27 protein-coding genes are annotated in these 23,616 nt (G+C 39.3%); 17 read left to right on the top strand and 10 right to left on the bottom strand.

The genetic code is table 11. The features are described 5' to 3' along the window. Nucleotides 1–13: 13 nt before the first annotated feature. Nucleotides 14–1,033, bottom strand: a complete 1,020-nt coding sequence (gene recA, locus J4E76_RS17810; protein ID WP_208506147.1) for a recombinase RecA — start codon at nucleotides 1,031–1,033, stop codon at nucleotides 14–16. 93 nt (nucleotides 1,034–1,126) lie between these two features. Here recA and J4E76_RS17805 point away from each other — a divergent pair, with 93 nt between their 5' ends. The 11 genes from J4E76_RS17805 (at nucleotide 1,127) to J4E76_RS17755 (ending at nucleotide 10,370) form a co-directional block, all read left to right on the top strand. Continuing rightward, entirely contained in the window at nucleotides 1,127–2,167 is a 1,041-nt protein-coding gene (locus J4E76_RS17805) for an aminopeptidase (protein ID WP_208506146.1), read from the top strand. 10 nt (nucleotides 2,168–2,177) lie between these two features. Next, entirely contained in the window at nucleotides 2,178–3,014 is an 837-nt protein-coding gene (locus J4E76_RS17800; RefSeq protein ID WP_208506145.1) for a DUF3108 domain-containing protein, read from the top strand. A 61-nt stretch (nucleotides 3,015–3,075) separates the two neighbouring features. Beyond that, a complete protein-coding gene (locus J4E76_RS17795) occupies nucleotides 3,076–3,762 on the top strand; it encodes a response regulator transcription factor (protein WP_208506144.1) in 687 nt (228 codons plus the stop codon). Between the two features lie 2 nt (nucleotides 3,763–3,764). Then, the gene (locus tag J4E76_RS17790) at nucleotides 3,765–4,862 is read left to right on the top strand and encodes a cell wall metabolism sensor histidine kinase WalK (RefSeq protein ID WP_208506143.1); all 1,098 of its coding nucleotides are present in this window, start codon (nucleotides 3,765–3,767) and stop codon (nucleotides 4,860–4,862) included. A gap of 22 nt (nucleotides 4,863–4,884) precedes the next feature. Beyond that, a complete protein-coding gene (locus tag J4E76_RS17785) occupies nucleotides 4,885–5,595 on the top strand; it encodes an RluA family pseudouridine synthase (RefSeq protein ID WP_208506142.1) in 711 nt (236 codons plus the stop codon). Nucleotides 5,596–5,762: 167 nt separating this feature from the next. Then, on the top strand, nucleotides 5,763–6,209 hold the full coding sequence (rplM, locus tag J4E76_RS17780; RefSeq protein WP_208506141.1) for a 50S ribosomal protein L13: 447 nt from the start codon (nucleotides 5,763–5,765) through the stop codon (nucleotides 6,207–6,209). Nucleotides 6,210–6,219: 10 nt separating this feature from the next. Next, nucleotides 6,220–6,606 (top strand): 30S ribosomal protein S9, encoded by a 387-nt coding sequence (rpsI, locus tag J4E76_RS17775; protein WP_208506140.1) that lies wholly within the window; start codon nucleotides 6,220–6,222, stop codon nucleotides 6,604–6,606. A 24-nt stretch (nucleotides 6,607–6,630) separates the two neighbouring features. After that, the gene (rpsB, locus tag J4E76_RS17770) at nucleotides 6,631–7,401 is read left to right on the top strand and encodes a 30S ribosomal protein S2 (RefSeq protein WP_208506139.1); all 771 of its coding nucleotides are present in this window, start codon (nucleotides 6,631–6,633) and stop codon (nucleotides 7,399–7,401) included. Nucleotides 7,402–7,496: 95 nt separating this feature from the next. After that, nucleotides 7,497–8,327: a translation elongation factor Ts gene (tsf, locus tag J4E76_RS17765; protein ID WP_208506138.1), complete on the top strand. Its 831-nt coding sequence runs from the start codon at nucleotides 7,497–7,499 to the stop codon at nucleotides 8,325–8,327. Between the two features lie 167 nt (nucleotides 8,328–8,494). Then, entirely contained in the window at nucleotides 8,495–9,295 is an 801-nt protein-coding gene (locus tag J4E76_RS17760; protein WP_208506137.1) for a LytTR family DNA-binding domain-containing protein, read from the top strand. A gap of 109 nt (nucleotides 9,296–9,404) precedes the next feature. Beyond that, nucleotides 9,405–10,370 (top strand): YceI family protein, encoded by a 966-nt coding sequence (locus J4E76_RS17755; protein ID WP_208506136.1) that lies wholly within the window; start codon nucleotides 9,405–9,407, stop codon nucleotides 10,368–10,370. A gap of 130 nt (nucleotides 10,371–10,500) precedes the next feature. Here J4E76_RS17755 and J4E76_RS17750 read toward each other — a convergent pair whose 3' ends face one another. The 6 genes from J4E76_RS17750 to J4E76_RS17725 all read right to left on the bottom strand — a co-directional run bounded on the left by J4E76_RS17750 (nucleotide 10,501) and on the right by J4E76_RS17725 (nucleotide 15,350). Next, nucleotides 10,501–11,649 carry a 6-bladed beta-propeller gene (locus tag J4E76_RS17750; protein ID WP_208506135.1) on the bottom strand — a complete coding sequence of 383 codons (1,149 nt, stop codon included), beginning with the start codon at nucleotides 11,647–11,649 and terminating at the stop codon, nucleotides 10,501–10,503. A gap of 56 nt (nucleotides 11,650–11,705) precedes the next feature. Continuing rightward, nucleotides 11,706–11,996 carry a hypothetical protein gene (locus tag J4E76_RS17745; protein ID WP_208506134.1) on the bottom strand — a complete coding sequence of 97 codons (291 nt, stop codon included), beginning with the start codon at nucleotides 11,994–11,996 and terminating at the stop codon, nucleotides 11,706–11,708. Between the two features lie 616 nt (nucleotides 11,997–12,612). Further along, nucleotides 12,613–13,437, bottom strand: a complete 825-nt coding sequence (locus J4E76_RS17740) for a mechanosensitive ion channel family protein (RefSeq protein WP_208506133.1) — start codon at nucleotides 13,435–13,437, stop codon at nucleotides 12,613–12,615. Between the two features lie 149 nt (nucleotides 13,438–13,586). Further along, a complete protein-coding gene (locus J4E76_RS17735) occupies nucleotides 13,587–14,561 on the bottom strand; it encodes an MBL fold metallo-hydrolase (protein ID WP_208506132.1) in 975 nt (324 codons plus the stop codon). Nucleotides 14,562–14,563: 2 nt separating this feature from the next. Next, a complete protein-coding gene (locus J4E76_RS17730) occupies nucleotides 14,564–14,737 on the bottom strand; it encodes a hypothetical protein (protein ID WP_208506131.1) in 174 nt (57 codons plus the stop codon). Nucleotides 14,738–14,885: 148 nt separating this feature from the next. After that, on the bottom strand, nucleotides 14,886–15,350 hold the full coding sequence (locus J4E76_RS17725) for a hypothetical protein (RefSeq protein WP_208506130.1): 465 nt from the start codon (nucleotides 15,348–15,350) through the stop codon (nucleotides 14,886–14,888). Nucleotides 15,351–15,608: 258 nt separating this feature from the next. Between J4E76_RS17725 and J4E76_RS17720 the strand changes: the two genes are divergently transcribed. The 5 genes from J4E76_RS17720 (at nucleotide 15,609) to J4E76_RS17700 (ending at nucleotide 19,533) form a co-directional block, all read left to right on the top strand. Beyond that, nucleotides 15,609–16,151: an RNA polymerase sigma factor gene (locus J4E76_RS17720; protein WP_208506129.1), complete on the top strand. Its 543-nt coding sequence runs from the start codon at nucleotides 15,609–15,611 to the stop codon at nucleotides 16,149–16,151. 11 nt (nucleotides 16,152–16,162) lie between these two features. Then, nucleotides 16,163–17,029, top strand: coding sequence for a DUF4097 family beta strand repeat-containing protein (locus J4E76_RS17715; RefSeq protein ID WP_208506128.1), 867 nt, complete (start codon nucleotides 16,163–16,165; stop codon nucleotides 17,027–17,029). A gap of 4 nt (nucleotides 17,030–17,033) precedes the next feature. After that, the gene (locus tag J4E76_RS17710) at nucleotides 17,034–17,828 is read left to right on the top strand and encodes a hypothetical protein (RefSeq protein WP_208506127.1); all 795 of its coding nucleotides are present in this window, start codon (nucleotides 17,034–17,036) and stop codon (nucleotides 17,826–17,828) included. Nucleotides 17,829–17,858: 30 nt separating this feature from the next. After that, entirely contained in the window at nucleotides 17,859–18,785 is a 927-nt protein-coding gene (locus J4E76_RS17705; RefSeq protein WP_208506126.1) for a hypothetical protein, read from the top strand. Between the two features lie 139 nt (nucleotides 18,786–18,924). Continuing rightward, complete coding sequence (locus J4E76_RS17700) at nucleotides 18,925–19,533, top strand: hypothetical protein (protein WP_208506125.1); 609 nt, start codon at nucleotides 18,925–18,927, stop codon at nucleotides 19,531–19,533. A 59-nt stretch (nucleotides 19,534–19,592) separates the two neighbouring features. Here the strand turns inward: J4E76_RS17700 and J4E76_RS17695 are convergent, their stop codons facing one another. Further along, entirely contained in the window at nucleotides 19,593–20,528 is a 936-nt protein-coding gene (locus J4E76_RS17695) for a carbon-nitrogen hydrolase family protein (protein ID WP_208506124.1), read from the bottom strand. Between the two features lie 141 nt (nucleotides 20,529–20,669). Here J4E76_RS17695 and J4E76_RS17690 point away from each other — a divergent pair, with 141 nt between their 5' ends. Then, nucleotides 20,670–21,092, top strand: a complete 423-nt coding sequence (locus J4E76_RS17690) for a DUF2141 domain-containing protein (RefSeq protein ID WP_208506123.1) — start codon at nucleotides 20,670–20,672, stop codon at nucleotides 21,090–21,092. 1 nt (nucleotide 21,093) lies between these two features. On the opposite strand, the gene J4E76_RS17685 is transcribed toward J4E76_RS17690, so the two are convergent. Both J4E76_RS17685 and J4E76_RS17680 read right to left on the bottom strand, forming a co-directional pair. After that, the gene (locus J4E76_RS17685) at nucleotides 21,094–21,855 is read right to left on the bottom strand and encodes a DUF6503 family protein (RefSeq protein ID WP_236017540.1); all 762 of its coding nucleotides are present in this window, start codon (nucleotides 21,853–21,855) and stop codon (nucleotides 21,094–21,096) included. A gap of 417 nt (nucleotides 21,856–22,272) precedes the next feature. Then, nucleotides 22,273–23,481: a sialidase family protein gene (locus J4E76_RS17680; RefSeq protein WP_208506122.1), complete on the bottom strand. Its 1,209-nt coding sequence runs from the start codon at nucleotides 23,479–23,481 to the stop codon at nucleotides 22,273–22,275. Nucleotides 23,482–23,616: the final 135 nt, after the last annotated feature.

The following is a 23,616-nucleotide window of genomic DNA, read 5'->3' as shown; positions in this document are numbered from 1 at the left end:
ATGCTGTTTTTACTTATTCCGCAGTAGCTTCTTCTACCTCTCCGTTAATAACAGCCTTAATTCTGTTTTCCAATTCTTCGGATAGTTCAGGATTGTCTTCAATTAGAGTCTTCACTGAGTCACGCCCTTGTCCAAGTTTCTCTCCGTTATAAGAAAACCATGACCCAGCCTTTTTGATGATCTCGAATTCAACACCCAGGTCTAAAATCTCTCCAGACTTAGAAATGCCTTGACCATACATGATGTCAAACTCAACAATCTTGAATGGAGGGGCTACTTTGTTCTTTACCACTTTGACTCTTGTGCGGTTACCCATCACATTGTCAGCACTTTCTTTGATCTGGCCAATTCTTCTGATGTCAAGTCTAACTGAGGCATAAAATTTCAATGCATTACCCCCTGTAGTCGTCTCAGGGTTTCCGAACATCACACCAATTTTTTCTCTCAACTGGTTAATGAAAATACACGAACAACCAGTTTTGTTAATGGTTCCGGTAAGCTTTCTCAATGCCTGTGACATCAAGCGGGCTTGAAGTCCCATTTTGCTTTCTCCCATTTCACCTTCAAGTTCTGCTTTCGGTACTAGGGCTGCCACAGAGTCAATCACAATAATGTCAAGTGCGCCAGAACGGATTAGGTGTTCGGCAATTTCTAGAGCTTGCTCTCCATTGTCTGGCTGAGAGATAAGTAAGTTTTGAGTATCAACACCGAGTTTTTCAGCATAGCCTCTGTCAAATGCATGTTCAGCGTCTATAAATGCAGCGAGGCCACCTTTCTTTTGAGCTTCGGCAATGCAGTGTAAAGTAAGAGTCGTTTTACCTGAAGATTCAGGTCCATATATTTCAATTACACGGCCTCTAGGTATACCCCCAATTCCTAGTGCTATATCTAGTCCTAATGAGCCAGTCGGTATAGATGGAAGATCAACGACTTTTTCATCGCTTAGCTTCATAACGGCTCCTTTGCCGTATGATTTTTCTAACTTATCTATTGTTAATTGTAATGCTTTTAGTTTTTCGGAATTCTCACTCATCTTTATGGGGTATTTGTGTTCAGAATAGTCTGTGAAGATAGTGGGAAAGACTACAATTAGCAACGATACATTAAGGCTTATTTTTGCACCCCAATGAAGGTTAAGAAAATACTCAAGAGAGTGGGTTTAGTACTGCTGGTATTAATTGCGACAGCAGTGATTTGGCAGTTCGAATTGGTGAACTATGGGCTGATGCAATTACGAGGTCAGTTGAGAGTAATCAACGAAGCTGTGTCATTGGAAGAGTATCTTCAAGATACGACAATCACTGCCGATCAGAGAGCAAAAGTCCAAGTCATTCTAGAGGCGAAGGCCTTTGCTTTTGAAAGGTTGGGTATCAATTACTCAGAGAACTACTCCACCATTTTCGATCAAGAAGGTAAACCTTCAATGTTTGTTATTACTGCCTGCGAACCATTTGCCTTTCGACCAAGGCTTTGGAGCTTTCCTGTCGTGGGTAAGTTTCCGTACAAAGGGTTCTTCAATAGAGAAAAGGCTGTTGAGGAGGCCAGAAGGATTCGAGAAGAAGAGGGGATGGAGGTTGGATTGAGAACGGCAGGAGGATGGTCTACATTAGGTTGGTTTAAAGATCCGGTTTTATCAAATATGCTGAATAGGTCTGAAGGTGATTTGGCAAGTTTAATTATCCATGAACTGACACATGGTACCCTCTTCGTTAAGGACTCTGTCACATTTAATGAAAACCTGGCTACGTTCATAGGTGATAGAGGAGCGGTCCTATTCTTGGAAGAAAAATACGGGCAAGACAGTAAGGAGGTCAATGACTTCATTGCTAAGAACGCAGATGAGGAGACTTTTAAAAAGTATATGTTAGGCGCTGCCCAACGACTTGATTCATTATATCGTTCAATAACCGATTTAGAGTTGGGAGAAAAGCAGGAGCTAAAGACAGCATTGATTGATGAAATCAAATTGAATTTTGATACTGTTGACTTTAAATCACAGCGTTATGTCGGCTATTTTGATAATTTTACGCCAAATAATACTTTCTTTATGTCGTTGCTAAGGTACAATTCTCAACAGGACGTTTTAGCACTCACATTAGAGCAAAAATTTGACGGAAACCTTCTTGCATATTTGGAGCATCTCAAGACACAATATCCCTCTCTTTGAAAATACTGGTATGGCATTTGTCATAAAGACTGGAAAGTTTAATATGAGACTAATTTTTTTGATCCTTTTTATCGGTGTTTTTCAGCTGGCTAGTGCCCAAGATTATGCTTTGACAGATGATATGCCTTTCAAGCCAGGCGAACGTCTTCAAATGAAAGCATCTATAGGCTTTGTTAAAGCTGCAGAAGCGACCTTTAGCGTAAGCGACATTATTTATACAATCAATGATAGACCGACTTGGAAGATTGATATCAATGCAAAGACCTCAGGTATTTTCGATTTCTTTTCACCAGTAAGAGATAATTGGGGTACCTATTACGATACTGAAAAATTGATCCCTCAACGATTCTATCGATACATCAGAGAGGGTCGCTTTAGAAAGAACGAAATCCTTTATTTCCATCACGAAAAAGACTCTGTTACGGTAAATAAGCTTCACAAGGAGACCAAAGTGCTTGAGCGTACTGAGGAGTATGCCATACCGCACAATGTTCAAGATATGGTGACAGGCTATTATTATCTGCGATCGATAGACTTCAATAAACTTAAGGTTGGGGAAATCATTACCATAATGACCTTCTTTGATGAAAAAGAGCAACCCTTTAGAGTGAAATTTACAGGGAGAGAAGTGATCAAGACGAAGTTCGGAAAGGTAAAATCAGTTGTTCTTGTCCCTATTATTGAAAAGGACAGCCTATTTGAAGAGGACAATACCTTGAAGGTTTGGCTTTCTGATGACCTCAATAAAGTGCCGCTTAAGTTTCAAGCAAAAATATACGTTGGCTATCTGCGAGTAGAACTGAAAAAGGCTGAAAATCTAAAGCATCCAATGGCCATTGTGGAGTGATTGAAAATTTGTTGCTAGAGAGGTTATATTTCATATATCTTTGTTAGACAACTAAAAATCCATGACAAATAAGCAAAACCCTAAAGTACTCGTTGTTGATGACGACCACGATATCCTAGAATTGTTGAAATACAATCTCAAAAAAGAAGGGTATGAAGTGGAGATTGCTGAAGATGGTATCAAAGCTGTTTCTATTGCCAAGAAGTTTTTGCCCGATCTTATTCTCCTAGATATCATGATGCCTGAGCAAGACGGGGTTGAAACCTGTCGCCAGATAAGAGAGATTCCTGAAATGTCTGATGCACATGTGACTTTTTTAACGGCAAGAACAGAAGAGTACTCTGAGGTAGCTGCTTTCGAGGCAGGGGCCGATGACTACATCACTAAGCCCATTAAGCCGAGAGCATTAATGAGCAGAATCAGTGCCCTTTTTAGAAAAGAGAGTAAGAATAAGAAGAAACCACAAATTGTTGCAGGTAACCTTACTATTGATCGCTCCAGCTATATGGTGAGTGCCAATGGCGATAAGTTTACCCTACCGAAAAAAGAGTTTGAACTACTGTACTTCTTAGCCCAAAATCCTAACAAAGTATTTAGTCGTGATGAGCTACTTCAAAATATCTGGGGTACTGATGTTTATGTATTGGCTAGAACTGTAGACGTCCACATTAGAAAGGTGCGAGAGAAAATTGGTGATGGATACATTTCTACAGTTAAGGGAGTAGGATATAAGTTTGAAATAGCCTAGTCATGTCTTTAAATTCCAGAGTAGTGGCCTTAGTCTTAGCCGTGATTGTGGCTCTGGTGACTACGGCATTCTTATCTCTGGTGCCTGAAGTTTCTGAAATAGCACTTTTAGTAACCGCGCTATTGTCCTTTGGAGCGACTTACCTTCTTGTTTTTATAACATTCGAGTTCTTAGTATTCAGAGAAATAGGTGAGATATATAAGGTGTTGAACAAGATGAGGAAGAAAGATTTCTCATTTATAGATGAGGGAGAAAGCTCTAATACTAACAACCCTCTAAAGAGAATAAACCGTGAGATTTACACTTATGGTGTTAATCGAAATAAAGAGATTGAAGACCTTAGAAAGTTAGAGGCCTTTAGAAGGGAATTTCTTGCTGACGTTAGTCACGAGCTAAAAACACCAGTTTTCGCTGCGCAAGGTTTTGTACATACTTTATTAGATGGTGCAATAGATGACAAAAAGGTGCGTAAGAAATTTCTTAAGCGCGCAGCAAAAAGCTTAGATAACCTCGATTCTTTAATCCATGACCTCTTGACCCTTTCTCAAATCGAGACAGGAGAAATAAAGATGCATATGGAACACTTCGATATTGTCCGTACGGCACACGAAGTGATTGATCAGTTAGAAAACAAGGTTGAGAAGAGAGGGCTCGTCATCGGATTTGATGAAGACTACAACCATCCCATATTTGTTCATGCTGATGCAGAGCGAATCTATAGAGTCTTGATGAATCTTGTTTCCAATGCCATAAAGTATACTGATGAAGGCAGTATTGATGTTGGCTTTGAAGTAAACGAAAGTGAGGTACAAGTCTTTATTCGAGATACGGGAGTTGGTATTCCTCCGGAAGACCTTAGCAGAATATTTGAGAGGTTTTTTAGGGTTGATAAATCAAGGTCTAAGGAAAGGGGAGGTACCGGTTTAGGACTTGCCATCGTTAAGCACATTCTAGAAGCACATGATACAAAAGTGAGTGTGACCAGCACCGTTAAGAAAGGCTCGGTTTTTAGTTTTAAACTTCCTATTGGTCAGAGTACACAAGAGATGGAAGAAGAAGCTCGTCTAGAACTTGAGTTACTAGAGCAAGAAGACGCTTAGTTCTAGCTAATTTTACCAATTCATGAAAATCAATTTTGAATCATTAATCATTTATGAGGATGATAACTTTATGGTTGTCAACAAGCCTCCTTTTATGGCTTCGCTAGAAGATCGTAATGATCCTCTGAATTTACAGAAGCTAGCCAAGAAATATAATGAAGAGCTCTCGGCATGTCACCGACTAGATAAGGAGACTTCAGGATGCATATTGCTGGCAAAAAATAAAGAAGCCTATCGGCATGCCTCTTTACAGTTCGAGCACCGCTCCATCAAGAAAATATATCATGCCTTTGTTCATGGCATACACGAGTTTAGAAACGAAGTGATTGATCTTCCCATCTATGCACTTAATAAAGGAGTCACTAAGATTGATTACTCAGTAGGCAAGCCTGCTAAAACCACCGTAAATACATTAGAGCTTTATAAATATCATTCGTTGGTTGAATGTATTCCTGAAACTGGCCGAATGCATCAAATAAGAATTCACCTCTCGCAGAGTAAGGCTCCATTGATCAATGACGAGATGTATGGGGGTGATCCGCTATTCCTTTCTCAGATAAAAAGGAAGTTTAAACTCAAAAAGGACACAGAAGAACTACCTTTGATCAAACGTTTCGCGCTCCATGCAAGAGAACTGGTTTTCGACAACTTAAAGGAAAGAATATCAGTAGAGGCACCTTATCCAAAGGACATGAAAGTTTTGCACAAACAACTGGCAGCAAATAAGCATTGATTCTCGACTTGACTACAGTGTATTTTGACTCGCCAATGAGATGTCCAATAATTCTGAAAAGAATTATTAATAGTGGTGTTGGAATTGAAAAATCAAACTTCTATCTTTGTGTCCCTTTTTAAGGGGAGGACTGAATAAAGTATTAAAAGTCAATTAAATATACTGAAGTGGATACACTAAGTTATAAGACAAAATCGACCAACAATGCAACTGCAGATAAGCAGTGGGTCTTGGTTGATGCCGCCAACTCAAAAGCATTGGGACGTTTGGCAAGTGAAGTAGCTAAAATGATTAGAGGCAAGCATAAGCCAGGCTACACTCCGCATGTTGATTGTGGAGACAATGTAATCGTTATCAATTGCGATAAAGTGAAGTTGACAGGAAAGAAGTGGACTGACAGAGTGTACCTTTCTTATACTGGCTACCCAGGTGGTCAAAAGGCAACAACACCAAGACAGTTGAAAGATAAATCTTCTACGCTTTTAGTTGAAAGAGCGGTAAGAGGTATGTTGCCTAAAAGTAGATTGGGAAGAAGCCTCTTCAATAATCTATATGTATATGAAGGAGCTGAGCACCCACATGAAGCTCAACAACCAACAGTAAAAGAATTATAAGATCGCTTCAATGGACGTAACAAATACAATTGGAAGAAGAAAGACATCTGTAGCTAGACTATACATGCAGCCAGGTAATGGCGACATTAATGTCAATGGCAAAACTGTTAAAGACTACTTTAACTCTGATGTTTTAGAAATTATTGTAAGACAGCCTTTAGTAAAAGTTGATCAGGCTACACACTTTGATATCAAAGTAAATGTAGATGGTGGCGGACCAAAAGGTCAGGCTGAAGCGATTAGACTAGCTATATCAAGAGCACTTTGCGAAGTGGATGCTGAGCATAGACCTGCCTTGAAAAGCGAAGGTTTCATGACACGTGACCCTAGAATGGTTGAGCGTAAGAAGCCAGGAAGAAGAAAAGCGAGAAGATCATTCCAGTTCTCGAAACGTTAATTAGAATTTTTATCAAGTTATATAATGTCGAAAATTACAAATAAAGACTTACTTGATGCTGGTGTTCACTTTGGACACTTGACGAGAAAGTGGGATCCTCGTATGGCACCTTACATCTTCATGGAGAAGAATGGTATCCATATCATCGATCTTAACAAAACCCTTAACAGCCTCGAAGAAGCATCAAATGCTGTTAAGAACATCGTTCGTTCTGGTAGAAAGGTGATGTTTGTAGCAACTAAGAAGCAAGCGAGAGCTATCGTTTCTGAAGAAGCACAAAGATTGAACATGCCATTCGTTACGGAAAGATGGTTAGGTGGTATGCTAACAAACTTTGCTACCATGAGAAAGTCTCTCAAGAAATTGTCAGGTATTGACAAATTAATGAAAGACGAAAGCTTCAGAGCACTTGCAAAGCGTGAGCGTTTAATGAAGACCCGTGAGAAAGCTAAGTTGGAAAAATTATTAGGTGGTATTTCTGACCTAACTAGATTGCCAGCGGCACTTTTCGTGATCGATGTAAAGAGAGAGCATATTGCAGTGGCAGAAGCTAAGAAATTGAACATTCCTGTTTTTGCACTTTGCGATACTAACTCTGATCCTACTAAAGCTGATTATGCTATCCCAGGCAATGATGATGCATTCAAGTCTATTGAAATCATCACTAAAGCTTTCGGAAAAGCTATCGAAGAAGGTTTGTCTGCCCGTAAGGAAGACAAAGAGGAGAGAGAAAGAGAAAGAGCTGAGGAGGAAAAGAAAGCTGTTGATCAGCAACCTGAAAAACAAGAATCATAATATTTGATTGAATCATAATCAAAATTGAACATTGGATTCGCTTCGATGTTCAATTTTTGTTTTAACCAATCTGTAATTAATAAAACACTATAAAAATGGCTATTACAGCACAAGAAGTTAATAAACTAAGACAAATGACCGGTGCCGGTATGATGGATTGTAAAAAGGCATTGGTAGAAGCTGAAGGCGACTTTGACAAAGCGATTGAAATTCTTAGAAAGAAGGGCCAAAAACTTTCTGAAAAAAGAGCTGACAGAGAAACTAAAGAAGGTAGTGTATTTGTAAGAGTTAGTGAAGATGGTTCATCTGCTCACTTGGTAGCTTTTACTTGTGAAACTGACTTCGTTGCTAAGAATGATGATTTCCAAGCTTTAGGTAACGAGATTGCTGATGCTGCATTGGCTAACAGCCCTGCTGACCTTGCTGCTTTGAATGCTTTAAACTTAGGCGATATTACTGTTGAAGCTAAAGTAACTGAGCTTTTGGGTAAGATCGGTGAGAAGCTTGCCGTTACGGCTTACGAAACTATCTCTGGTGAGAAAGTTGCTTCTTATATTCACTCTAATGGTAAACTTGGTGTACTAGTAGCTATGACAGGCGCTGGTGATGCTGATGTTGCTGATGCTGGTAAAGACGTAGGAATGCAAATTGCAGCTATGAATCCTGTAGCACTTGACAAAGACGGTGTTGATTCAGCTGTTGTTGAGAAAGAAATCGAAATCGGAAGAGATCAGGCACGTCAAGAAGGTAAGCCTGAGGCGATCCTTGACAAAATTGCACAAGGTAAGCTTCAGAAGTTCTTCAAAGAGAATACATTGCTAAGCCAGTCATTCGTGAAAGAGCCCAAGCAATCTGTTGCTCAGTACCTTGATTCTGTAAACAAAGGTTTGACAGTTTCTGCTTTCAAAAGAGTATCTATCGGGTAGGTAACGATTTGAGATAAACAAAAAAAGGGCCTCTTTCTTAGAGGCCCTTTTTTTGTTTAAATGAAACCTAAGATACAGCTATCGAGTAAGTTCTTATTGTTCCCTGTCGTGAATGTATGATAACTCTAGAACCCCAACCGACTTATGGTAAAAAGTCGCCCCTGCTAATGTCCTTTTTCTGTTGGACGATAATTGCTATAATTTTTACCACGAAGACTGATTTCTATTATGAGCTTCAAGACATTTCTACTTCCTGGATTCATCTTTCAATTCATCATTTAGCAACGGCTTGGACGTGGGTGTTGCTAACCCCTGTTTTATACTTCATATATCGAAAAGTCTTTGGAAGTCGTCATTCCCTAATCTTCAAGGGAACTTCCCTTTTAGTCTTAGCTATAATATTAGGGTCTTTTCACAGAGCTACAGCCCTTACGCTTGATGCCGCTTTCAGAAAGTACATGGGGTATATCGATGGTTCGATAATTGACAATGTGGTCAAAATGGACTCGGTCTTAGTGCCAGGAATGTTTGATAGTGCGTTGACATTTGTGATTATGCTAGCTGCATTTTATCTACTGGATCAAGTCTCCAAAGCTAGAACCAGAGATCAAAAGCCAAAATATGAGACTAAACAAAAAGAAGATAGACTAATGGTTAAACATGATGGAGTATATGCCTTTATCAATCCGTCTGATTTAATTGCTGTAACTGCAGCTGGGAATTATGTTAAGCTCCAGTTATCCAATGAGAAACCTATCCTTATCAGAGAAACAATTACGAGTTTTACCAAGAATTTGGTTGGTCAAGAATTTGTGAGACTTAATCGATCGACAATTGTGAACCTATCGAAGGTCCAGTCTTTTAAGCATAAGGTCAATGGAGATTATACGCTTATTTTAATTGATGGTTCTGACTTTACTACTAGCAAAAGATATGGGGATTCTTGGAAGAGAGTTCTGAGTCAGTAATAAGAGTCACCACTTTATAAATAACACTCATCACATACTAAAAGAATAGCTGCCTGTTTGTAGTGTTTTGATCGTATCCTGAGGAATAAATCAAAACACTGTTCAAACAATGAAAAAGCAGATTATTACGCTGGTAATATTATTTTTAGGACCTTTTCTTACGAATGGTCAGATCAAGGAACTACCACTAAACAATCCCGAATCAGCAATTTCTTTCTCAGTCGGTTTTGCTGGAGGAATCACACGCATTGAGGGGAGGTTTGATAAATTCTCCGGAATTATCGGATATAAGAGCCCGAATGATTTGACATCTTTATATGCAAATGTTTCTATAAGAGTGTCCAGTCTTAATACCGGTGATAATGAAAGGGATGCAGACCTTCAGGGACCTGGATATTTCAATGCTGCCGAGTTTCCAGAAATCACCTTTAAGAGTGAAAGAGTAGAACAGCGGGCGGGTCAGCTGGTAATGATTGGTACATTCACAATGGTTGGTAAGACAGTTCAGTTAGAGATACCTTTTGAGAGAACGCACCCCGAACCTCTGGCTTGGGTATTTGGAGAACCCAGAATTGCGGTTCGTGGACAGGTAAATATTAATAGACTCGAATTTGGTATACCTAAGAGAGGTTGGGACAATGCCCTTCCATCCTTGGGATCTATGGCACTGTCGAAAAATGTTAGAGTAAGCCTGTCTATAATGGGTATGGGCGAAGGGATTAGTGGAATGATGGTGGCAATAGCGAACAATGAGGGCGCTGCGTCAGCTATCCAAAAATACAAATCACTGGAGCGAGAATATGGAGAAGATGAGAATACTTATTCCTTTGGCGGAAGAACAATTGTGAATGTTACTCTTCAATTGACAAGAGCAGGCAAGCATAGTGAGGCAATTAAAATTGGTCAGTTTGGTATTCAAATAGATCCAGAGAGTTTTTTAACACACTATGCCCTCGCTGGAGCCTATGAAGCCAATGGGGATAAAGCAAAGGCGATAGAGGAGTATAATAAAGTATTGGCCTTAAACCCTCATTTTACTAGAGCACAAGAAGCCCTTGATAAATTAAAGAAATAAAGTAGAGTGGTTTACTGTGGTTGTATAACATAAGCGGCCCCGATGTATCGGAGCCGCTTTTTAGTTTTATAAAAGATGTTCTATATCGACTGGTTCTTTTTGAAAGAAGCAATTATAGGTAATGCGATTTCTATAGGGTAGAACCAAATACTAGAATTGGATTGTTGTTATTCAATTTCATAACACTCTTTAAACTATCAAGTTTATCAGACTTGAATGGGACTTTAGGATTTTTCGAAATATATTCTTCATACTGGCTCATTATATCAGAATCAAGAATTGAAATGTAATTAGATCCATTATTAACGGGATGACCGTTAATAACAAAAAAGCCACCATCAAGATCATTCTTTATCCCTCTGTATGTCTTACTTTTCCCTGTATTGTAATCAATTAGGACTGAGTTATCTTTTCCTTTGTATATGTAAGTGAAACCTAAATTTTCGTGAAGGACAAAGGGATTTAATTTTAAATAGGGAAATCTTATGTCTTCAATATTATGATTAACACTTGTGAAAAAAGATTGATCTATGTCTATACCAAAATCTAGTTCAATTTCACGAGGGATTTGATCTTCATTTATTTCGTAAATAGTATTTGTGTAGTTAGAAAAAAGGTAAACTTTGTCTTTGTGCTGGACAAAGGAGTCTCCGGTAAGAATTGGATGATAAGTAACATTACCTAGTTCAGCAATAAGCTTTGGATTTTCATTTCTTTTCATCAAGATTATTCCTGTTCCCAAAGTCTTGTGGTCGGCAGTTTCATTTACTTCGTCTGGAGAGTAGAATAGATAATTTCCTTTCTGAGTAACTTCGAAATCTCTACAAATTATCCTTGCTCGTATTTCTTCGACAAAGGTGCCGTATAAGTCATATCGTAATACTTTTCCTTTTCGAATATCGAAAATGTCTATAGTCTTATCGAATTCATTTATATCAAAAAAATCAATTTTGGAATATTCACCGGGTCCATTTCCGATAAACTTTATTTTGCCATTATAATCACCTTCTTCAGTGAAAATTGTTATCTGCTCTCTACCTACATCCAGTACAAAGTATTTTTTGTCAAATAGGTGAACATCTGATATAGCACCAATGAAAGAAGCATTACCACTCTCGAGGGGAATGTAATCCAACCGAGTGATAATTTCAGACAAGGGAAGTTGTTCTGTTTTTGCATTTACATTAATTACTATTTTGTCCGTTTCTTCTTTTCTATCTGAACAACTAGATAGGAGTATTATGATAAAAGCGAAATAATAGCGTTTTAAGTTCTGCATCATTTAATTTCGACAAATTTTAAGCGCTGACTGAATGTCAGCCCAAGTTTTACATTTTATGTACGATCTGGAAATGTGAGAATGAACCAATCACTATCTCTCCATCCATCACAAGAGGAATTGCCCTGTGAATCCTTGTTGCATGCATTATCCGGATCTGAATGTGCGCAACAATTGTATCTTCCAAGAGCTCCTGGTATGCCCTGAAATACCCATACAACTGACATTGTCGCGCCCGTCATCCAATCGGCCCTCATAGGAGCGGCTGTCGCATCTCTTCCTGTATTTACGAATGTTAGCATAAGGAATGCAATTCCCATTAAAACTATACTTATTTTCTTTTTCATATTGTCCTTTTAACGTGGTGATAAATCTGCACAACCAATTCCCGTTGAGTTACATCCATTAGATGCTACACTTGACAAACAGCAGTCTCTTGAGGCTGTTATAGGCATTGGGCCATATGGAGTCCATGTCAATTCAGTCCAATAAATTTTACCTTTTATACTTCCACATGTCCACCCATCTGGTAATTCACATGGGTCTCCCTGTTGAGCATTTATACTAGTACTTAGACCAATTGCCACTAGTAAAACTAGTGATGTTAAGATGTTTTTGAATTTCATAGTTTTCTTTAATTATTCGCAATCTATTCTTTTTCAAGACTTTAGGTGTTTCTCTTTGGTGAGCAACTCAATGAAGAAGTAGCAAGAGTAAAGTCAAAAAAACGTTTTTGCTCTTTCTTCATTCTCGAGAAAGAGGGCTAGGCCCCTTTTGGTATAGTTGTTGAATTGAATATACAAAAATAATTTATCATGAAATAAATCATATTATATATAATTATTTTTTCTAAATAATAAACAAGAATTTACTTTGAACTGTAATGAGTTGAGGGTAGGAGACAAAAAAAGCCCCTTCTTAATAATAAGAAGAGGCCTAATCGGGGTGTTAATAAGTTTTTAATTATCCATTATGCTGATACAAGTGCACATCTCTTTGTGGGAATGGAATAGTAATACCTGCTTTGTCTAGGGCATCTTTGGAGCCTTCCAAGACATCGAAGTATACATCCCAATAATCTGCTGGGTTACACCATGGGCGCACTGCCAGGTTGATGGCGCTGTCCGCTAATTCTGCTACTCCTACAAATGGTGCAGGTTCAGCAACGACCTTGTCATGGTTCTTCATTACTTCTACCAATAGGGTTCTGGCAAGCTTTACATCCTCATCATAGGCTATGCCGATGGTCAAGTCTACTCTTACACTGTCTTTGGCCGTCAGGTTCTTGAGGCTTCCATTCGATAAGGCTCCATTAGGAATGATAACTAACCTATTATCTGGAGTAAGAATTTTAGTCACAAAGATTTCAATCTCTTCTACCACACCCAAGTGTCCTTGGCCTTCAATAAGGTCTCCTACTTTGAATGGTTTGAATATTAGAATCAATACGCCACCTGCGAAGTTTGCCAGTGTTCCCTGAAGTGCAAAACCAACGGCTAAACCTGCGGCACCAATTATAGCCACAAAAGAGGTATTCTCTATACCGATCATATCGGCAACAGTTACGATGAGCAGTACTTTGAGAATCCAGTTAATAAGGTTTGAAATGAATGGACGAAGCGTCACATCAATATTACGCGCTTCAAAGGCTTTGTTAATAAGCTTGACCGCAAATTTTATAAGTCTGAGACCAATGATTAGAACTAGAATGGCCAATATGATTTTTGGTCCACGTTGCATTATTAGCTCAACCGCCTGGTCGTAGTATTTTTCGAAATCGATATCCATAATTAGATTGTTTTAGTTCAAACTAACTATGCAACTCGTATGCCTTAGTGGATAAAGACTGTTTTGGAGTCTATAGGGTGTATTCTTGCAATTGAAATGAGTATTAGATTCTCAAATTTGACCTTGATTCTAAAAATGGGAATCGAGTTTCAGAAGGTAAATATCTGTCCTTCTCTTGCAACTTTGTAACCAGCGTCAATAACGGACTGATGTTCAGGGCTGCCTCTGAAGAGTAGGGGATTAGTGTGATTAAAATGAATAAAGTGAACCTTAGCCTTATCTTCAGCAGAGAGGTTTTCGAATAACTTCATGCTTTCTTCAACAAATGGATGAGGTATTTCGCTCATATCTCGACCAGAGATTTCTCCATTTTTGAAGAATGAAGCATCTAATAGTGCTGTGTCTACTGACTTAATGAGTTCCTTAATATCCATATCCCACTTCTCCCATTTGTCAATGTCTGGAATAAAGAGAATGGACATGTCGTTGGATTCTATTTTAAATCCAACAGTTTCGCTGAACTCATCACGGTGAGGTACTTGATAAGGAGTCACCTTGAACGATCCGATGGTAGTGGGCTCTTGATTGGTTATAGATTTAAGGTCAATATTCTCTAAAGAGACTAGTTGACTCCAAGGTCCATTGGTACTTAAGTATTCATGCATTTTTGGCATCGCATACACCGGTGTGTTCTGAGTGCCCATTGCTTCTCTACCCATATGCATTAACCCTGTATAATGTCCCATATGGGCGTGAGTTAGGAATATTCCATCGTAAGGGTAGTTATCTGTACTTGATACCTGATCCATTAGCTGAAGCTGTTCCTTAAAATCAGGGGTGGCTTCGAACAACCAACGCTGATTGTTCACGGGGTCTATCAAACCGAGAGATACGGCATATGTTTTTCTGGCCTTGCCCTCTTTTATGAGGTCCCATTCTTTCTGTTGACCAGCTTGGGGGTAGCCGGCATCCTGAGCAACACCCAGGACAATTAAATAAGGCTCATCGGCAGGTAATTCCGTAGCGACATATTCCTTATTGGATTGACAAGATGCCAAGCATAAGAATAAAAAAAGAGCCAATAACGGCTCTAAGTTTAAGGTTGAAAAAGGTGCTTTCTTCATGATTAACTACCGCAACCTACGCAATCAAAGCTAGAATCCATTGGCTTAACACCATTGAGCTTCATTGTAAGGTTGTGGATTTCGTCTTTGATGTCCATGTCACTAAACATGTCACCAGTTAGTTTGCCATTTAAGTCAGCAATCTGTACTTCTAATTGTTCTTTAGTTAATTCCATTGGGGTAATTGAAATTGGGTTATTGGTCTGATAGGTATTTCAATTTAAGGTTTCCTCGTTGAAAAACAAATATCGGTACCTACATAAAATTTGCATTTCTTTTGGTTTACGTCATACTGAACTTGTTTCAGGATTTACACTTTCCTAATTATCGTGCTCGCAGTTCTGTCCACCCAATTAACGCTGGTCCATTCATACTTTCAACCATGAACCCTGTATCTAGTTTGAATTTCTGAAAGACATGATTTTCTCCGAAGTTCTGCCACACTTCAAAAGAAAAAGATGATTGACTTGGTATTATATTGAAGGTCCCTTGAATCGAATCCTGCTGAGTAATTTGGACGTTTTTAGGATTAAGCAAGATCACTGGGTATCGTTCCAACCCAGATACCTCTACTTTAATAGTTTGTTTTTGACCCATCTCGAAAATCGGAAATTTGTTGTTGACAGAGTCAGATATTACAATTGACCATTCGTAGTAATTAGGGTCACTTTTGTCGGTATACAGAGTGTCAGTCCAATGTTCAAGGGTCTCAGTTTTTTGGGTTGTTTTTGGATTGCAAGATGACTGCAACAATAAGATACCGAAAATAAATGTAAGTGTCTGTTTCATGAGGTGCTAATATCCAATTGCCAATTAAATAAATCAATGAATGGGAGATTCTTTATGTCATTCTAAAGGCTTTCTCTTAGCTATGAATTTGTCGTTGAGTTTTTACCCGATAGGTGGTTTCTTCGGCCTGCTCTGAATGAAGTAAGTGACATGCCCTAAAAAAAAGTTTAAATTGCCTGTAACCATTCTTAAAAGGTAGAGTTTCCCCCACTGAATTCTTAACATAAAATATTGGATTCACTCTCAGACAACACATTAATGCTCAAGGTTAAAGCTGGTCAACTTGATCAACTTGGGTTGCTTTTCGAGCGACATAATAGACCTCTTTATGGGTTCTTTTATCGTTTGACCGCTGATGGCGCCATTAGTGAGGATCTTGTGCAAAATGTGTTTGTGAGAATTATGAAATACAGTCATACCTATAAAGGAGATGGCAAGTTTACCACCTGGATGTATCACATGGCTAGAAATCTTTTTGCCGACCATTATAAGAAGCAAAAGAAAATGGGCTATAAAGAAGATCCGGAAGTAACTGACAAGTATTTCAGAGATGAGTTCAATGCAGAGGAAAAAAGAATTAAGGAAGAACAACTTGACATGTTGCAGCTGGCAATGAACAGGCTCTCGGAAGACAAAAGAGAGGTATTGGTGCTAAGTAAATATCAAGGTATGAAGTATCAGGATATTGCAGAGGTTTTGGAGATTACTGAGAGCGCAGTCAAAGTGAGAATCTTTCGGGCCCTCAAGGATTTGAAGGCACAGTACGAGAAGTTGGAAGTTGTGAATTCACAAGGGACTTAAAATAAAGAATGATGAAATATCTATTGAACATACTGGTCATGCTAATGCTATCATCCACTGTGATGGCACAAAGGGATACTGAGACAATAAAAAAGAGTTTCAATGTAACAGATGCTAATGCCGACTTTTGGTTTTGCCTGTGCAATATTAATGGAGGTGTTACAGTGGAAGCCTACAATGGAAGCACTATTGAACTAGAACTAAAAAAGCAGATAAAGGGGAGGTCTCAAGGCGATGTGAAGCAAGGTATGGAAGAACTGAAAATGCTGGTCGATGAAGGTGATGACTATGTAAAAGTATTAATGCAGTCGCCAAATCAAGAAATTATAGAGAGAGATGATCCTCTTGCATGTGGGTGGAATTGGAATGGTAAAAGGAGAAGGGTAAACTATGACTTTCAGTTTGACTATATAATCAAAGTACCTAAAGGCATTAGCGTTAAGATATCTACTGTCAACCAAGGCGATCTAGATATAAGAAATGTTGAGGGAAACATTTATGCCAATAACGTCAATGGCGATGTGACATTGGAAGACATTCAGGGCGATACCAAAGCAAGTACGGTCAATGGTGTACTAGAGGTGTCCTATGTAAAAATGCCCACTGAGTTCGGCAGTTTCGATACAGTAAATGGAGATATACTTATAGAAACTCCGGAGAATGCCAATGGGGTATTCAATTTTCAGACCCAATGGGGTAAGGTGTACAGTGACTTAGATTTTAATGCTAAGCTCGCACCTAAAGTCTCAAAAACTTCTGGAAAGAATGGCACTATGTATAAGATATCAAATTCTAATGGCTACCAGCTTGGTAAGGGCGGACCAACCATGGAGTTTGAGACTTTGAACGGAGATATAAGAATTAGCAAGAAAAAGTAAGGATATGGACGAGCAATATATGTCACTCATTACTGATTATATCGACAATAATCTTTCGACTGAGAGAAAGCGTGAGTTCGATACCTACGTTGCCGAGGGGCACATTGATATGTCCGAAGTCGAAGCAATTAAAGTGCTCCAGACGAAAATGGAAACCGCTGATACGCCAGAGCCATCTGTTGCAATGACCGACAATTTCTATCGGATGTTGAATGATGCAAAGGCGCAGCCGAGCCCTAATAAGAGAGAATGGAGCCTTGAGCGTGTTTGGCAATTGCTCTTTGGAACTAACAGCGGAAGGTTAGCATTTGGCATGGCTGTACTGCTGATTGGAGTTGTGGCGGGAAGAGGTTTTTCAGGCAATGCTTATCAAAACGAGTTAAAAAATCTATCAAGCCAGATGTCTGAAATGCAGCAAATGATGTCTATGGCTATGCTAGAAGAAGAGTCTGTATCTGAGCGGCTCAAAGGGGTACAAATGAGTAGTGGACTAGTGAGTTCCAATAAGGAAGTAACTGATGCCATGTTTGTAACCCTTAACAATGATGAGAGTACTAACGTGCGAATGGCTGCTTTGAACCTGTTGTCTGAATATGCTGACGATCCAGCGATTAGAGAGGGTTTGATAAATAGTATATCAGAACAAGAATCTCCACTAATGCAGTTGGCCTTGGCCGAACTGATGGTTGAGTTGCAAGAGCAAAAAGCAGTAAAAGAGTTTAATCAAATTATTGAGGGTGAGTATACTCCTGAGGAAGTGAAAACAACGTTGCGTGAGAGTGTGAACAAAATCATGTAATCAAAAAAAAGGAAAAACGAGATGAAAAATATGAAAACAATATTGATGGTTTTAATAGCTGGGCTAATGATAAAGCCAGCTTTAGGACAAGATATAGATGTAAAAGTAGATACACGCCAGTTAGAGGCAAGTGTAGAGCGCATTGCTGAAACGGCTGTTGAGCACGTAATAGGAAGCTTTGGAAATGACCATAAACATGAAGGTCAACTGCAAGAGCAATCCACACAGGAAGTAGAAATTCCATTGACAAGTCCTGGAGAAAGAGGAACTCTTAATGTTGAGTCTAGAAACGGAAGGATCAAAATTGTCGGCTATGATGGTCGTGTTGTGAAGGTTAAAATGACCAAATACGGAAAGAAAGTTGATAAAAATACTTCTAAGGATGGGATGAGATTGATCAGCAATGGTGGTTTCAATTTTGAAGCTTCGGAACGTAATAACAATGTGAAGGTTGAAAATGAAGGCTGGAATTCTCGTGTCGATTTTGAAATTCAAGTGCCAAAAAACTTTGACTTAAAGCTGCGCAGCTATAATAATGGACATATCAATGTTGAAGATATCGATGGAGAACTGGATGTAGAAAGCTATAATGGTCCTATAACCTTATTGAATATCGGTGGGTCAGCATCAGCATCCACTTATAATGGTGCTGTTAAAGCAACATTCACTTCGGTGACTGCTGACGTGCCAATGAACTTCGATACCTATAATGGTGATGTAGACATCACGGTTCCAGCTGGAACCAAGTTTTCGACTAAAATGAGAACGAATAGAGAGATTTATACAGATTTCGAGTCATTTAGTTTAATCCAAACAAAGCCTACTAGAAATAGAGATGAACGTAGAGGAGGAACATCTATCAAGTTTGAAAATTGGGTGCAAGGTGCATTGAATGGTGGTGGTGCTGAGGTAACCATGAAAACCAGAAATGGCAATATTTATATTCGAAAGAATTAATTCAAAACAATCAATAGTATTAAATCCTGCGAGTGGAAATTCGCAGGATTTTTTTATTTTTGAACTCCTCAATACGGTATAGATAAGTAAAGCATCGACTCATTACCGGCTTCGATAAAATCATATTGACATGAAAACAATGAAGAAATTATGCTTGCTAGTAACTCTGGCACTATTTGCTTTTAATACCCAAGCACAAGATGCAAGCAATAGGGTTAAGATACTTTTTGATAAATATGCTGCTATACCTAACTATAAAGTCGACATTACTTATCAGACGAGTAATGACAGAATGGGATTCTCAAATACGCAGAAAGGAGTCTTAGTAGTTGAGGGAGAGAAGTATATACTCAAATTCGGTCCTAATGAAACATGGCTGAATGATGGAAAGACTGAGTACGTGGGCACTAAAGAAGAAGACCATTCCCAAATCATGTATTTCTGCCCCGGTAAGAATTCTGAAGCCATGATTGACTTTGGGAAGTTGACCATATTTTACGGTACAGGTCATAGATCAAGGATTGAAGGAAGAACCCTTACGCTTACGCCTACAGAGGAAACGACATATGTGCAAATGTATATTGAAACAACAGGGGAGGATATCCTATCATTATCCCTACTTGATGATTTTGGTACAATGCACAAGTATACCCTCTCAGGATTTACCACCGAAACTGCCGGTACTAAGTTTGTGATTGATCCTTCTGAATACGAAGAGAAGATCTTTGAAAGAGAAGGCTGCCAATAGGTGTTGTTTGAAAAACATTGTTAAGCCCCGCCCCGAAACTTCGGGGGTCGGGGCTTTTTTTATGATCTTCTGTGATTGACGTCTAATTGAAATACGTCATTTCGTTGGTAGTGACCAGTAACATCCAAAGCCATTTTCTCTTCATAGCAACGGTTCAAGTCAACTTGAGCAGTAAAGACACCTTCTTGATCCCAGACAGGCTCCATAATATAATGACCGTCAGGTCCTACAATACAGCTGCCTCCATTGAGGAGCATATGCTCTGGTTTATCTTTTAGGTCATCAGGTAAGACCAGTTCGTCTGGAATATCTTTGACACGCATGATTTGCCCAACGCCCACTGCAAAGCACCTGCCTTCAAATGCGTATGATCTAGTAGCAATTTGGAGCATTTCATGAACTTTCGGCCAAACGGCAATATGAATATGTTCACCAGAGTTATGCATGGTCTGCCGAGTCAATGGCATCCAATGCTCCCAGCAGATAAGGCCTCCAACTCTTCCGATGGCTGTGTCAACGGCTTTCAGTCCAGCACCATCACCCTGGCCGTAAAGCAATCGCTCAGTATGAGTAGGCATCAATTTTCGGTGGTGATTTGCCAACTCACCTTTTTCATTCCAAGTCAAAAGGCTATTGTAGATAGTGCCATTGCCTGGTCCTGAGGTGACCTTCTCATTAATGCCCATAACCACTACAAGTCCCAGTTCTTTGGCCCACTTACCAATTTGAGCCACTTCAGGTCCATTGACATCTAAGCTGTTTGCGTAAGTCTTTGCAAATACTTCTTTTGTTGGTTTAAAATCCCATTTGGCGTATTCATCGCAATAGTCTATCCAGGCTGGGTAGCCGGTAAACCACGTCTCACCAAAACTGACCAAGTCTGCGTGCTGGGCACTGGCTTCTTTTAGAAGATGTTCTACCTTCTCCAATGACTTTTCAACATTCAGATAGACAGGTGCTGACTGTACCACACCAATATTAACCTTTTGTTTCATGCCTCGATATTACGCAATCCGAAGTGGATAGAAAAGACACAATTATTTCTATGGTCATAAAGAAGTCAAAGAGGGCTAAGCTGATAAGTTTGGACGCTAATCGACAGATCTGTATGTAACTAGGTATCAAAATAAGGTCCTATGAAAACAATGGTTATTATGTTGCTCTGTTCAATTTCGATGAACACGGTTTTGACACAAACGAATGAAAATTACACTCTTCAAGTAAAGATCACAGGTATTAAGAAGGTCAAGGGGAAAATTGGCTTATGTCTAATCACGGATAAAAATGAGTTTATGAGCGACTGTAGTTATTATCGTGAATACGAAGTGACAGGTATAACAATGGAGGTGGAATTGCCAAACTTAGAGGCAAATCAATACGCGGTAACAGTCTATCATGATGGAAATTCGAATGATAAATTGGACACGAACTTTTTAGGAATACCCAAAGAGCGCTATGGTTTTTCGAATAATCCAAGCACGAGATTTGGGCCACCGAGCTTTAAGAAATGCCTTTTTAGGTTAGACTCAAATATGAAGGTTGACTTGCGTTTACGGTAACCTACTTGATCACTACATTTTCGTTAATGATTTTTGACAATTCGATCAACTTCCCATCATTATAGAGTTCATCGATGGTCATGATGTCAATGGATTCATCCTCCGGCTTGAGGTTGATGTAATCTTGTATTAACATACCATTTACTCTTCTGGCATTTATTGCCTCTCTAAAGCGCATGCCACCACCATCGGTATGGTATAAGTAGGCCAGGTAGTCCATGCTATAATCTTCAGTATCGAACCAGTATAAGAAAACGTCATCGAAGTCTTCGCCACCACCTTCTTGCTCAAAAGTCACCTTTATTTCATGATAAGTTTTGCCCTTTATTTCTGTTTCTCCCAGATAGGTCTTGTTTACAGCGGGGTCATTCAACCCGAATGGTAGTCTAAAGAAATAGATCACAGAGTTGACTGAGCGAGTATAGGCTGCTCTTTTCTCATCAATCACATCAGTAGCTGCACCATTGGTATACCTAATCAGCGTGTCATTATCCATTCTGTCAAGGACAGTAGCACCAAGACTGTCTATTTGAGTTCTAGTGTATTCATACATGCCGTTATTGTTGACGTATGTATAGTCTATATCACGAAATGTTAGTGAGAACTCTGCATTTCCTAAGCCTCCCATTTGATGGAAGTCAATTGATTTGTCAATTACCTCTTGCACCTTGGACCTAGGTTCTTCGGTCGTAGATTCTTTTTGCTTCGGGCTACATGAAATGAAAAAAATACCTAAGAGTAGCAGTAAATAAGTTTTGGTCATTTTTGGCAAGTTTTCTGGGTGTACGAGTAGACTAACAAATGGTTGAGTGTTTTGATTTCTTGACAATCAAGCTGACATGTACACGACATTTGTACAAATCTAAGAATAAAAAAACCACCCCAACATCATCGGGGTGGCCAATAAACACACACAATACCAGAGGCTATGGAACCTCTAGATTATCTTTATAAACTTGAAAACAAGTCTTTTAGTTCAATACTTAAGCGAAGAAATAGCAAAAAAATCATTCCAACAAGTTTTTAAGATCAATTCAAGCAAATAGGAAATTTATTAGTAAAAGGTCTTTGAATAGTTCAACTCCTAGAGGCGGAATCGCATAATTTTGAATACAGGCATGTTACGTGAATATTGTGGGTTGGTACACACTCTAAACCAGCTCAGTTTAAGGAGGTCCAATTATAATAATAACTTGATTTCAGCACTTTTGACCACCGACTGACCATCTTGAGATTCTGTCCACGCCAGCACTACGTTCCCGCCTTTATGACTAATGACGGGAAATCCACTTGCTCTGGCCACCGAAGTTTGGGCAATTGATTGCCTGATGATTTCATTTCCATTCTTATCGAATAGCGCAAGCATAACATTAGCAATGTCGTCATTAGTCTCCAGCCAACTCATCGCTAAAGTATCGTTGGAGAGAAATGAGATGCCTACTCTACCGAGGGTATTGCCTTGGCTAATTACCTTAGGAGCATTGAAACTATCTCCAGCGTCAGAGGATATCGCCATTTTAACTTCCGCATACCCTTTTGCCGCAGTAAACCAGGCTAAAGCAACCCGGTCTTCACTCGCTGTGATTGAAGGGCCATTAACTGGACAGCCACTGATTTCCCAATTGTCATTAAATACTGGCTTCGGCTCAGTCCATTCTCCGCTTAGGTTCCGGGTCACATATATATCACGAATTTCGTTTTCCGATCGATCGCGATAGGCGACAATCATTCCCTTACTTGTCATGGCGGCACTCGTCTGACAACAGTCACAGGTACGATCGTCAAGCTCCCAATCTGATAACATCTTTCCTTGGGAGTCGAAAATGCCAGCACGGAGTGTCATGGCACCTGAACCGCCATGCTCGTGATCATGGCTAACCTTTGTATTTCTACCGTCTAGCCAAGTGGCAAAATTCTGATTGTTGGGTAAGGCTCTCATGCTTACAAAGCCATGTTCTGCTGAGATACCGTCATTATGGGGAATGAATGATTCTGACCATGTAATCCCATTGTCCTGCGATTGACTAATACGGATGTCATAGTCATAAGTACCCTCAGATCTCTTTTGTAGCCAGTGGGCGGATAGCGTGTTTTCATTCGCAATGAAGGAAGGGAAATCTGCCCAGTTGACAAACCAGTTATTTCCCGAACTAATAAGTTTTGGCTGGGTCCATTCACTTTCCTCTAACATTGAAAACTTAAATGCTACACCTTCATCAGTCCTTTCTAGCCATGACAAGTAGACATCTCCATTTTCTGATGTATAGAGGTTGGGAGTGAGGCTTTGATCAGATACAGGCAAATCAAATAGGTTGATTTCTAAGGAGGGATTGCTCTTTTCACTACAAGAGAATAATAGAACAAGGACTAATATGCTGAACTTTTTCATAGACGAGTGACAACTAAGATAGTAAGAACGAATTGAGCATCTTTCTTACTTCTAGATTTTTTGATGATCCCATCTATCCAATACCAGTTCCATTCTATCCGATGTATTCTTATTTTTCAGATGTTAACCGAAACC

This window comes from Roseivirga sp. E12, assembly GCF_017592825.1.
Classification (GTDB): domain Bacteria; phylum Bacteroidota; class Bacteroidia; order Cytophagales; family Cyclobacteriaceae; genus Roseivirga.
This window is presented reverse-complemented; position numbering and strand designations above follow the sequence as displayed.